At 69.2% G+C, this 1,739-nt stretch carries 2 protein-coding genes; both read right to left on the bottom strand.

What is annotated here, in order from left to right; genetic code table 11:
* The coding region (locus tag FDZ70_10105) for a hypothetical protein (protein ID TLM67720.1) at positions 1-658 on the bottom strand (658 nt) is incomplete at its 3' end.
* Positions 659-930: 272 nt separating this feature from the next.
* Positions 931-1,739: tandem-95 repeat protein (locus FDZ70_10110; GenBank protein ID TLM67721.1), on the bottom strand; the 809-nt coding region annotated here is incomplete at its 5' end.

The raw sequence follows: 1,739 nt of genomic DNA on the forward strand, positions 1-1,739 counted from the left end.
ACCCGAAGTTCTCCCCCACCCACCAACCTTCGAGACGCTGCTGCTCGGTCCATGTGGTGCCGCTGCGCGTGAAGACGTACGCGGAGCCGCTGCCGTAGGCACCGATCACCGCGGTGTCACCATCGATGGACACGGAGTAGCCGAAGTACTCCTGGATCTGGGGGAGCGACGACTGGAGCTTCTGCTGCTGTGTCCAAGTGGTGCCGCTGCGCGTGAAGATGTAGGCCGCGCCCGTGTCGAACCCGAGCTTGTCGTCGGTGTGCGCACTGATGATGACCGTGTCGCCCGAGATCGCGACGTCGTGCGCGAAGTAGTCGTAGGCCAGCCCGTCCGAGGCGACCAGCTTCTGCTGCTCGACCCAGGTGCCGCCGTCCCTGACGAAGATGTACGCCGCGCCGGCGTCGGGACCGTTCTGGTCCTCGCAACGCGCGCCGACCACCGCGGTGTCGCCCTCGATGTCGCACTCGAAGCCCAGCGTGTCACCGGCCTGCCCGTCGCTCGCGAGGACCTTCTGCGCGGCGGTGAGGAGCCCCGGATCGACGGCGACCGCCGCCGTCGGGGCAGCGAGCTGGATCCCGGATGCGAGCAGGCACGCGGCGATGCCGGTCCTGGTCACCCTTGCGAGCGCGCGGTACGCGCTCCGGACTGTGTGACGCATGAAGACCTCCTCTGTCGACTTCCGAGCTGTCCCCGATGTCCGGCATGGCCAACGGGCTGCGAGCAGGATGCGGCACGCGCGCGGGAGGCGCAACAACTCGCGGAGCGACGTCCGAAAGCCCCAAACGGAGTTGGTGACGCAGGTCACATGACGTCCCGACGAACGACTACGCACGGGCGACGAACGGCGCGCCCGCTACGGCCGCACGCGCCGGGGGCCCCGCACTTGCGGGGCCCCCGGATCGAGCGAATGCGTGCGGGAGAGCCGGAGCACTACGGCGCCGTGAGTTCCCCTTGCACGTCGAAGCAGTCGATCCACACGTTCGTGCCCGTCGAGGCCGAGGTCTTGGACCCTGTGGTCTCGATGCGCAGGGTGTGCGTGGCTTCCGGCAGGTCCGAGACGCTGTAGAGGACCTCACCGAAGCGGTTGTTGCTCGCGTACAGGTCGACGGTGGCCACGAGTGCGCCGTCGAGGTAGATGCGCGCCCTGCCCGCCGAAGTGGTCCTCGCACCGACCCAGTCGATGCCGGTGCCGTAGAAGGTGGCCGTCACGGACTTGCCAGTGCCCGACGCGTAGCGCGCCGTGCCGGCCGAGAACTGCGTTCGGGCCAGGTTCGTCCACGTGCCGGTCCAGGCCAGCTGCGGCGCGGTCTGCTCGTAGCGGCGGGTGCCGATCAGCGTGACGGTGACCGGCGCCGAGAGGTCCTCGCCGTCGAACGCACAGTAGGTGAACGAGTCATCGCCCTCGTAGCCCGGGTCGGGGGCGAAGGTGAACGAGCCGTCGGGGTTGAGCGTGAGGTCACCGTGCAAAGGCGGCGAGTCGAGCACCGCGGACAGCGGGTCGGACTCGACGTCGGTGTCATTGGCGAGCACGCCCGCCGCGGCGGCCACGATGCGCGGCACACCGGCGCGGAACAGGTAGCAGTCGGCGGCGCCCACCGGCGCGTCGTTCGTGTGCACGACGTCGATGGTGACCATGGCCACGTCCGAGTCGGCCCCGTCGAAGGCCTGGTAGGTGAAGCTGTCCGTGCCGTTCCAGTTCGCCGCCGGCGTGTAGATGTAGCTGCCGTCGGCGGCCAGAT

Source organism: Actinomycetota bacterium, from assembly GCA_005774595.1.
GTDB lineage: Bacteria > Actinomycetota > Coriobacteriia > Anaerosomatales > D1FN1-002 > D1FN1-002.